Below are 9,553 nucleotides of genomic sequence, written 5' to 3'. Positions count from 1 at the left end.
GCCCCCGGGAGACCGGGGGCCGCGTTGTCGTGTGACCAAGCTCTCGGCCGCGAACCGCCCATGCGGTGGCAAGGTGGACGGAACGGTGGGGGAGCCCACCGCACACCGATCACACCAGCGAGCTGCCATGACCGCGACCTCCGCCACCGCCACCCGCGTCCAGACCCGCACGGGTGGCCCCAAGGACGACGGCCCGAAGATCGTCGAGCACATGATGGGCTGGACCCTGGTGGTGGTCCTCGCGATGCTGGTGACCCAGCTGGGTCTGCTGTGACCTGATCCGCCGGTCGATTCTGTCGATCAGAGTCGAACAAGCTGGTGGTAAGGGTCTGCCATACTGCGGTTGTCCCGCTGGCAGTTGGAGACCAGGACCGAAATTGAATAGTAGTCAACAGCGTGGTGTCGAGCCGCCGCGGGCCCGCGGCACCGACCGTGCGTCAGCGCGTCGCGCCGAACTCATCTCCATCGGGCGCAAGTTGTTCGCCGACACGTCGTACGACACGTTGTCGATGGACGACATCGCGCGGCAGGCGCACGTGGCCAAGGGACTGATCTACTACTACTTCAAGTCCAAGCGCGGCTACTACCTCGCGATCGTCGAGGACTCGGTCGCCGATCTGATCACGTTCGCGGCGAGCGGCCTCCAACTGCCGCCCGTGGAGCGGGTGCACCGGACCATGGAGTCCTATCTGCGCTACGCGGAGGACAACCAGGCCGCCTACCGCACGATCGTCAGCGGCGGCGTCGGCTTCGACGCCCAGGTGCACGCCATCCGGGACGGTGTCCGCGAGGCGATCGTCGCCACCATCGCCGAGGGCGCGTACGGCAGGAGCGACATCGAACCGGTGGCTCGCATGGGCCTGTTCGGCTGGGTATGTGCGGTCGAGGGTGCCACCCTCGACTGGATCGACCGCCCGGAGCTGCCCCGCGACACCATGCGCGACCTGCTCGTCAGGATGCTGGGCGGCTCGCTGCGCGCCATCGAGGAGCTCGCCCCGGCCTATCTCGCACCGGAGCCCGCCCGCCGGGACATCTGAGCTCCGCGGTCGGTGACATCCGGGAAAGGCACTCGGGGTGGGGTTCGCCTACCGACCCCCACCCCAAGTCCCCCGTCGCAGCGGCTACTTGATCGCCTTGATCAGCTCACCGTTCGCCGTGTCGCCGCTCAGCTCCCAGAAGAAGGTCCCGCCCAGGCCCTGCGCGTTCTTGTAGGCCATCTTCCCCTTGATGGTCTGCGGGGTGTCGTAACTCCACCAGTCGTCACCGCACTTGGCGTACGCGGTACCGCCGACGATGCCGTTGGCCGGGCACGTCGACTTGAGCACCTTGTAGTCCTCGTAGCCCGCCTCGTACGTCCCCGCCGCCGGGCCGGTCGCGGTGCCGCCGGGAGCCGACCGGGTGACGCCGGTCCAGCCGCGCCCGTAGAAGCCGATGCCGAGCAGCAGCTTGGACGGCGGGATGCCGAGGCTCTTCAGCTTCTTGATGGTGGCGGCGGTGTTGAACGCCTTGTCGGCGATGCCGGGGTACGGGTACAGCGGCGAGTGCGGGGCGGTGGTCGCGTCCCACGAGCCGAAGTAGTCGTACGTCATCGGGTTGTACCAGTCGACGTACTTCGCGGCACCCGCGTAGTCCGCCGCGTCGATCTTGCCGCCGGGCTTGGCGTCGGCCGTGATCGCCGCGGTGACCAGCTCCTTCTTGCCGAATCGTTTGCGCAGCGCTGCCATCACGTCCTCGAAGGCCTCGCTGCCGCTGGTGTCGCAGGTGAGGCCGCAGGCGTTGGGGTACTCCCAGTCGATGTCGATCCCGTCGAAGACGTCCTTCCACTTGGAGTTCTCGACGAGGTCGTAGCAGGAGTTCGCGAAGGCCTCCGGGTCCTTCGCCGCCTCGCCGAATCCGCCGGACCAGGTCCAGCCGCCGAAGGACCAGATGATCTTGAGGTTCGGGTGCAGCTTCTTCAGCTTGCGCAGCTGGTTGAAGTTGCCGTTCAGTGGCTGGTCCGCGCTGTCGGCGACGCCGTCCACGGACTCCTCGGCGGTGAAGGGCTTGTCGGTGTCCGCCCAGGCGTCGCCGAGCGCGCACTTGCCGTCGACGACGTTGCCGAAGGCGTAGTTGATGTGCGTGAGCTTCTTCGCCGAGCCGGACGTCTCGATGTTCTTGACGTAGTACTGGCGGCCGTAGATGCCCCAGTCGATGAAGTAGCCGACCACCTTCGAGTTGGTCGCGCCGGCCGGGTGGGGCTTGGGGCCGGGCTTCGCGGGCGTGGCGGTCGCGGTGCCCGCTCCGGCGAGGAGTCCGGCGCCGAGCGCGGCGCAACACGTGGCGGCGACAAGTGTCCTGACGGGGACGCGGGAGCTGTGCGGTCTGAGCATCGTGACTCCGGGGGAGGGGAGCATGGCGGGGAAGGTGCTGCCTGGACCTGCTGTGCCGATTGGCATGAACGCGGTGGCGCGTTGTTGGGGGAGACCGTAGAGGACTAGACCACTGGGGTCAATGGTTCGGACCAATTCCGGCCCGGGGTGCGGCGGGTCGTCGTATGTGTCCTAATGAACGCTCGTTAACTGGTGACTCGCTGCTCCGGATCGGGCATACTCCAAGCGCCACCGCCGCTGATCAGCGGCTTCCGTGATCCGGAGGAGGACCATCGGCTGTGGCACGTGAGACCCGGCGGCACCACCTCATCCCCGGTGCGTGTCCGTCGTAGTGCCCGACAGGGAGGAGAGCGTCGCCATGCCCGACCGCGCCCCGCAGCCGGTGGACCGTCAACTGCCCACGGAAGAGGCCCGGGATCTGATCTCGCTCGTCCGTGAGATCGCGCAGCGGGAGATCGCCCCGCACGCGGCCGAGGAGGAGGACACCGGCCGCTTCCCGCGCGAACTCTTCGGCCTGCTCTCGGAGTCGGGACTGCTCGGCCTGCCGTACGACGCGGAACACGGTGGCGGCGACCAGCCCTACGAGGTCTATCTCCAGGTCCTGGAAGAACTCGCCACGGCCCGCCTGACCGTCGGCCTCGGCGTGAGTGTCCACACGCTCTCCTGCCACGCCCTCGCCAACTACGGCACCAAGGAGCAGCAGGCCGAGCATCTGCCGACGATGCTCGGCGGCCGTCTGCTCGGCGCGTACTGCCTCTCCGAGCCCTCGTCCGGCTCGGACGCCGCGTCCCTGCGGACGAAGGCCGTGCGGGACGGCGACGACTGGGTGATCACCGGCACAAAAGCCTGGATCACGCATGGCGGCATCGCCGAATTCTACACGGTCATGGCCCGCACGGGCGGTGAGGGCTCCCGGGGCATCACGGCCTTCCTGGTGCCCGGTGGCGCCGAGGGGCTGAGCGCCGCCGCGCCCGAGAAGAAGATGGGCATGAAGGGCTCACCCACCGCGCAGCTCCACTTCGACGGGGTGCGCGTCGCCGACAGCCGACGCCTCGGCGAAGAGGGACAGGGCTTCGCGATCGCCCTGTCCGCGCTCGACTCCGGGCGGCTCGGCATCGCGGCCTGTGCGATCGGGGTGGCCCAGGCGGCACTGGACGAGGCGGTCGAATACGCCACCGGGCGGAAGCAGTTCGGGCGGCCGATCTCCGACTTCCAGGGGCTGCGCTTCATGCTCGCGGACATGGCGACGCAGATAGAGGCGGGCCGGGCGCTCTACCTCTCCGCAGCCCGGCTGCGCGACGCGGGCAGGCCGTTCTCCAAGCAGGCGGCCATGGCGAAGCTGCTGTGCACCGATGCCGCGATGAAGGTCACCACGGACGCCGTGCAGATCCTCGGCGGGTACGGCTACACGGCGGACTTCCCCACCGAGCGGTACATGCGCGAGGCGAAGGTGCTCCAGATCGTCGAGGGCACCAATCAGATCCAGCGGATGGTCATCGCCCGTCACCTCGCGGGGCCCGAGTCGCGCTGAAGGAGCCACGGAAGGAGTCGGGCGCGCCGAAGGGATCCGTGGTGGCGCCGAACTGGTTGCTGCCGCTCGGCGGCGACGCCAGTCGCACCCACTCCGGATCGGGACGCCCCGGCAGGGTGCGGCCTCGGTCGGCCCAAGTCCGCATCAGGGCCCGGTAGATCGGCGGGTCCTGCGGCTGGGCCGGCCCCTGCGAAAGCGATTCTGCCGAAGCCGGCACGAAGATATGACGCCGACGCCCGGTCACCGAAAATGTTGGGGTCATACCGGGCCAACGCGTGTGGGGCGGCCCGGTCACCGCTCCCGGAAATCGTGTCTGAGTTCGCGACGGGACCGAAAGGGGCAGGGTGGCTTGGCCCGCCGGGCACACCGAACCTGCACCATGGCACCGGGCGTGAGGCCATGATGCGAGGTGACTGGACGCCATGGTGCGGGGTGACTGCTGGAAACGGATCCGCCGGTCACGGCCGTCGGCTCACCGAGAGAGCGCCTCGACGACGTGGGCCGAACACGCCCAGGAATCAGGCGGCTTGACGCCGCATCACCGGCACGCGCATCGGGCGCGAGCTCGGGCCGCCGACGTGCGAGAAGGGCTGTGTCCGCCAGTCGAGCCCCTGAGGGAGCGTCAACAGGAGGGCGGTGTCCTGCTCCTGCGGCTCGACGGACTCGTCCGCGGGCCGGCCGTCGTCGGCCGAACGGCCCGTACCGGCGCAGACCGTGAGCCCGAACGGGTTCCACGGCGACACGACCAGCGCGTGCTCGGGCAGGCTGTCCTCGTCGGACAGCAGGGCGATGGGCTGGGCGCAGTCCGGGCAGATCACCCGGTACATCTCGAAGGTGTCGTACGCGTCGAACTCGTCGTCCGCTTCGACGCCCTCCGGCTCGGGCTCGATGACCGCCTGGAGTCGCTTGGGTGCGGTACGACCAGGGCGCTTAAGACTCTGCATGGGATTCTCCCCCTCGGACTGGGCCGTGACGGCACTGCGGCCTCGACCACAGCAAGCACTTCCCGCCCCGTCTCGACGGTAATCACGAGATCATCACGAAGCCTGTTCGGGTGCTGTGGTCTTCGTCACATGCCGCTCGCAGATGCCCAGTACGGCGTGTCTGTCACCCGTATGGCTCACAGGCGGCTCTCAGTCACATCACGAACCGGGCATGACCTGCGCCGCTCAGGTACCGGAGGAGATCAACCGCCCTGTAGGTTCTTGCGCCATGGAGGAGCTGGACCGACAGATCGTGCAGCTGCTCGTCGCGGACGGGCGGATGAGTTACACCGACCTGGGCAAGGCCACAGGCCTGTCCACGTCGGCGGTGCATCAGCGCGTGCGCCGACTCGAGCAGCGTGGCGTCATCCGGGGCTATGCCGCGGTCGTCGACCCGGAGGCCGTCGGGCTGCCGATGACCGCGTTCATCTCGGTCAAGCCCTTCGACCCCAGCGCCCCCGACGACATCGCCGAACGACTCGCCGACGTCCCGGAGATCGAGGCCTGCCACAGCGTCGCCGGCGACGAGAACTACATCCTCAAGGTGCGCGTGGCGACCCCGCACGAGCTGGAGGAACTCCTGGCGAGGCTGCGGTCCCTGGCGGGAGTCTCGACGCGTACGACGGTGGTGCTGTCCACGCCGTACGAGGCGAGGCCGCCGAGGATCTGACCCTCTGTCGCCGGTTACCGCTGTGGGCAGTCGTTCCGCAGGGCGATGGGGGCATCTCCCGCTCGAGCGAAGCCGAGGGTGGGCGAGGGTGGGCACAGCCAGCAGCGCCATGCGCCTTGAAACCACAGCCCTGGTGCAACGTGGCAGCCGGCACACGCGAAACTGTCCCCATGAGTGATCGCACCGCCTCGTCGAAAACCGTGTTGCTCCGCGGGGGAGAAGTCCACAGCCCCGCCGACCCGTTCGCCACCGCGATGGTCGTGGAACACGGACAGATCGCCTGGGTCGGCTCCGAGGGGGCCGCCGACGCATTCGCGGCCGGCGTCGACGAGGTGATCGACCTCGAAGGCGCCCTGGTCACCCCGGCGTTCACCGACGCCCACGTGCACACCACAGCCACCGGCCTCGCACTCACCGGCCTCGACCTCTCCACCGCCCCCTCCCTGGAGGCCGCCCTCGTTCTCGTACGGGAATTCGCCGCCGGCCGCCCGGCCGACCGCGTCCTCCTCGGCCACGGCTGGGACGCCGCCCGCTGGCCCGGCGGCCGCCCGCCGACCCGCGCCGAACTCGACGAGGCCACCGGCGGTCGCCCGCTCTACCTGAGCCGGATCGACGTGCACTCGGCGGTCGTCACCACCGCCCTGCTCGACCTGGTCCCGGGTGCCGACGCCTTCGAGGACGGCCCGCTCACCCGCGACGCCCACCACGCCGTACGCGCCACCGCCCTCGGCGCCATCACCCCCGCCCAGCGCACCGAGGCCCAGCGGGCCGCCCTCGCCCACGCCGCCTCGCTCGGCATCGGCTCGGTCCACGAGTGCGCGGGCCCCGAGATCTCCTCCGAGGACGACTTCACGCGGCTGCTGCGGCTCGCCGCCGAGGAGCCCGGCCCGCGCGTGGTCGGCTACTGGGCGGAGCGCGACGTCGAGAAGGCGCGCGCTCTCGGGGCCGTCGGCGCCGCGGGCGACCTCTTCGTCGACGGCGCTCTCGGCTCGCACACCGCATGCCTGCGCGAGCCGTACGCCGACGCCGCCCACACCGGCACGGCCTACCTGGACGCGGCGGCCGTCGCCGCCCATGTGGTCGCCTGCACCGAGGCAGGCCTCCAGGCGGGCTTCCACGCCATCGGGGACGCCGCGGTGGCCTCGGTGGTCGAGGGAGCGCGGGCGGCGGCCGAGAAGGTCGGCCCGGCCCGTGTGAGGGCCGCACGGCACCGCGTCGAGCACGCCGAGATGCTCACCCCCGAGACCGTCGCCGCCTTCGCCGAGCTCGGCCTCACCGCCTCCGTACAGCCCGCCTTCGACGCGCTGTGGGGCGGTGAGGAGGGAATGTACGCCCAGCGGCTCGGCGCCGACCGTGCCCGCACCCTCAACCCGTTCGCGGCCCTGCTGCGCGCCGGTGTGCCCCTGGCCTTCGGCTCCGACAGCCCGGTCACGCCCCTCGACCCGTGGGGCACCGTCCGCGCGGCGGCCTTCCACCGCACGCCGGAGCACCGGGTGTCCGTGCGCGCCGCGTTCACGGCACACACGCGGGGCGGCTGGCGGGCGGTCGGACGGGACGACGCGGGCGTCCTCGTACCGGGCGCGCCCGCGGACTACGCGGTGTGGCGCACCGGCGAACTCGTTGTCCAAGCCCCCGACGACCGCGTCGCCCGCTGGTCCACCGACCCGCGTTCCGGCACCCCCGGCCTGCCCGACCTGAGCCCCGGCTCCGACCTGCCCGTCTGCCTGCGGACCGTGGTGGCCGGGCGAACGGTCTTCGTACGGCCGGGCGAGTGATCTCCCGGGACGGCGCGGAGCCGACCACGACCCGACGGCGCGCCGCCGGACCTGCGGGTCCTCCCCTCCGGCCAGGCCTTTGAGGGTAAATCCGCAGGTCAAGCGGCAGTTGACAGCTGGCCGCAGGGGGCGGGTAGGTTCTGCCGGGTCCAGCACCGGACGTCCGACCGGGGAACTTCCGCGCTGCGGTGTGCCGCACCGGCGCACCGCCACCGGGAGGGCCCAGGGTTCGCGTTCCGGCGAGGGAACGTTCCGGCTCGGTCGGGTAGGTGTGACCCGGGTGGGGCCCGGACGCTCAGTAGACAACGGCTTTCGGTCGACCCGCAGCCAGCGGGTCCCAGGTCGGCCCGAAGGGCGTCGGGCCCCCATCCGCGGCGGACGACATCTGTACTCCGTCCCGCGTTGGCATGAGATTTGTTCTGTGGCGGCGCACAGGCTACTCAGAGCGCGCTCCCGCACACCCCCTGTTGAATCGACACCCCACTGGACACCGGCCGACACTCCATCGCAGGCCGTGGCCACTATGGTGGTCCCCTGCGTACGGAGGACTTGAAGGGGCAGCAGTGAACGACGGCGACGGGACCCTCGCGGCGGAAGGCCAGGAGAGGCGGTTCGGCCCGCTCGGCACGGCCTTGGTGATCATCCCGACCTACAACGAGGCGGAGAACATCAAGGCGATCGTCGGCCGGGTGCGGAAGGCTGTTCCCGACGCGCACGTCCTGGTGGCCGACGACAACAGCCCCGACGGCACCGGCAAGCTCGCCGACGAACTGGCCGTCGAGGACGACCACGTCCAAGTGCTGCACCGCAAGGGCAAGGAAGGGCTCGGCGCCGCCTACCTCGCGGGCTTCCGCTGGGGCACGGAGCACGGCTACGGCGTCCTCATCGAGATGGACGCCGACGGCTCCCACCAGCCCGAGGAACTGCCCCGGCTGCTGACCGCGCTCAAGGGCGCCGACCTCGTCCTCGGCTCCCGCTGGGTGCCGGGCGGGCGCGTGGTGAACTGGCCCAAGTCCCGCGAGTTCATCTCCCGCGGCGGCAGCCTCTACTCCCGTGTCCTGCTCGACGTCCCCGTCCGTGACGTCACCGGCGGCTACCGGGCCTTCCGCCGCGAGACCCTCGAGGGACTCGGCCTCGACGAGGTCGCCTCCCAGGGCTACTGCTTCCAGGTCGACCTCGCCCGCCGCGCGATCAAGGCGGGCTACCACGTCGTCGAGGTGCCCATCACCTTCGTCGAGCGCGAGCTGGGCGACTCCAAGATGAGCCGGGACATCCTCGTCGAGGCGCTGTGGCGGGTCACGGCGTGGGGCGTGGGGGAGCGTGTCGGCAAGGTACTGGGGCGTAACGGCAAGGGGTCCGGGGCAGGCAGGCAGGGCTGAGACGGAGGGGCGGTCGGGTCCGGTGGTGTTCCACGGCCGTGCCTGATCATCCCCTTATCCCGTGCTGAGCCGGGGCCAGGCACACTGGGACCATGACGACTGGCGCTCCGACCCCGACGTATCCCGCCCGGCCCCGGCGCTCCCGGCTGCGCACGTTTCTGCCGTTGGGTGTCGCCGCGTGGCTGGTACTGGAGATCTGGCTGCTCACGGTGGTCGCGAGCGCGGCCGGCGGCTTCACGGTCTTCCTGCTTCTCGTCGCCGGATTCCTCGTCGGCTCCGCGGTGGTCAAGCGGGCCGGGCGGCGGGCGTTCCGGGCGCTGAGCGAGACGCTGCAACAGCAGCAGGGTGGTACGGCCGCGCCCGGCGCCGGAGCCGGCAGGAGCGAAGGCAACGGCTTCCTGATGCTGGGCGGCCTGCTGTTGATGCTGCCGGGGCTGGTTTCCGATGTGGTGGGGCTCGTGCTGCTGGTTCCTCCGGTTCAGAAGGCGTTGGGGCGTCATACGGAGCGGACCTTCGAGCGCAAGATCCGTGAGGCGGGTTCAGGGTCCTTCGGGGATGCCTTTCAGCAGGCGCGTATTCATCGGCCTGACGGCAAGGTCGTGCAGGGTGAGGTGATTCGGGACGATGAGGCTTCCGGGGACGCTCCGCCGCACGGACATCGCCCGCCGCTGAACCGCTGAGGGGTTTGTTCGCCCCCGCCGCCCCTACCCGTCCCGTCCCCAGGGGCTGCGCCCCTTCGACCCCCAGCCGCGGGCCCGTAGTGGTTGCTCGCGCAGTTCCCCGCGCCCCTGAAGACAAAAGGCTACGGGGCGCAGCCCCTTGTTTGAGGGGCGCGGGGAACTGCGC

The 9,553-nt window shown here is 70.5% G+C and carries 9 protein-coding genes; 7 read left to right on the top strand and 2 right to left on the bottom strand.

Features of this window, described 5'->3' with window-relative positions:
- Positions 1-127 precede the first annotated feature (127 nt).
- Complete coding sequence (locus tag ACFU53_RS43775; RefSeq protein WP_384005410.1) at positions 128-274, top strand: SCO1431 family membrane protein; 147 nt, start codon at positions 128-130, stop codon at positions 272-274.
- Positions 275-377: 103 nt separating this feature from the next.
- Positions 378-1,037, top strand: a complete 660-nt coding sequence (locus ACFU53_RS43770; protein ID WP_384005409.1) for a TetR/AcrR family transcriptional regulator — start codon at positions 378-380, stop codon at positions 1,035-1,037.
- Positions 1,038-1,121: 84 nt separating this feature from the next.
- Here ACFU53_RS43770 and ACFU53_RS43765 read toward each other — a convergent pair whose 3' ends face one another.
- Positions 1,122-2,369, bottom strand: coding sequence for a glycoside hydrolase family 18 protein (locus ACFU53_RS43765; RefSeq protein ID WP_384005414.1), 1,248 nt, complete (start codon positions 2,367-2,369; stop codon positions 1,122-1,124).
- 358 nt (positions 2,370-2,727) lie between these two features.
- Here ACFU53_RS43765 and ACFU53_RS43760 point away from each other — a divergent pair, with 358 nt between their 5' ends.
- Complete coding sequence (locus ACFU53_RS43760) at positions 2,728-3,900, top strand: acyl-CoA dehydrogenase family protein (RefSeq protein ID WP_384005412.1); 1,173 nt, start codon at positions 2,728-2,730, stop codon at positions 3,898-3,900.
- Between the two features lie 518 nt (positions 3,901-4,418).
- Here the strand turns inward: ACFU53_RS43760 and ACFU53_RS43755 are convergent.
- The gene (locus tag ACFU53_RS43755) at positions 4,419-4,844 is read right to left on the bottom strand and encodes a hypothetical protein (protein WP_384005407.1); all 426 of its coding nucleotides are present in this window, start codon (positions 4,842-4,844) and stop codon (positions 4,419-4,421) included.
- Positions 4,845-5,112: 268 nt separating this feature from the next.
- Between ACFU53_RS43755 and ACFU53_RS43750 the strand changes: the two genes are divergently transcribed.
- The 4 genes from ACFU53_RS43750 (at position 5,113) to fxsA (ending at position 9,387) form a co-directional block, all read left to right on the top strand.
- A complete protein-coding gene (locus tag ACFU53_RS43750) occupies positions 5,113-5,553 on the top strand; it encodes an Lrp/AsnC family transcriptional regulator (RefSeq protein ID WP_338899395.1) in 441 nt (146 codons plus the stop codon).
- A 170-nt stretch (positions 5,554-5,723) separates the two neighbouring features.
- On the top strand, positions 5,724-7,328 hold the full coding sequence (locus tag ACFU53_RS43745) for an amidohydrolase (RefSeq protein WP_384005405.1): 1,605 nt from the start codon (positions 5,724-5,726) through the stop codon (positions 7,326-7,328).
- 563 nt (positions 7,329-7,891) lie between these two features.
- The gene (locus ACFU53_RS43740) at positions 7,892-8,707 is read left to right on the top strand and encodes a polyprenol monophosphomannose synthase (RefSeq protein ID WP_384005403.1); all 816 of its coding nucleotides are present in this window, start codon (positions 7,892-7,894) and stop codon (positions 8,705-8,707) included.
- Between the two features lie 92 nt (positions 8,708-8,799).
- Positions 8,800-9,387 (top strand): FxsA family membrane protein, encoded by a 588-nt coding sequence (gene fxsA / locus ACFU53_RS43735; RefSeq protein WP_384005401.1) that lies wholly within the window; start codon positions 8,800-8,802, stop codon positions 9,385-9,387.
- The last annotated feature ends 166 nt before the right edge of the window (positions 9,388-9,553 follow it).

Origin of the sequence: Streptomyces sp. NPDC057474 (assembly GCF_042802555.1) — a bacterium.
Classification (GTDB): domain Bacteria; phylum Actinomycetota; class Actinomycetes; order Streptomycetales; family Streptomycetaceae; genus Streptomyces.
This window is presented reverse-complemented; position numbering and strand designations above follow the sequence as displayed.